Source organism: Pantoea sp. SIMBA_079, from assembly GCF_046940275.1.
GTDB classification, from domain to species: Bacteria; Pseudomonadota; Gammaproteobacteria; order Enterobacterales; family Enterobacteriaceae; genus Pantoea; species Pantoea borealis.
The window spans coordinates 1-247 of the sequence record NZ_JAWRYR010000720.1; the positions used below are offsets into that span (position 1 = coordinate 1).

Below are 247 nucleotides of genomic sequence, written 5' to 3' on the forward strand. Positions count from 1 at the left end.
GCCGGCGTGACGAACGCGGGCACCGCCTCCACCGCGACCTCGGGGTTGATCGCCAGGCAACGCTCGGCCATCGCCTCGGCCTTGTTGCGCCCGTACTGGCCTGCGAGTGCGGGCAGCTGGCGGTTCGTGTTCGACACGCAGAGGTCGTCGGCATCGATCAGGGTCAGCCGGCCCACACCCGTGCGCACCAGCGCCTCGACCACCCAGGAGCCGACGCCCCCCATGCCGATCACGGCGACGTGGCAGT

1 protein-coding gene is annotated in these 247 nt (G+C 71.7%); it reads right to left on the reverse strand.

Translation table 11 applies throughout. The annotated features are described in order from the left end of the window. A partial coding sequence (locus SB719_RS21835; RefSeq protein WP_412159986.1) for a ThiF family adenylyltransferase occupies positions 1–247 on the reverse strand: 247 nt, incomplete at both ends.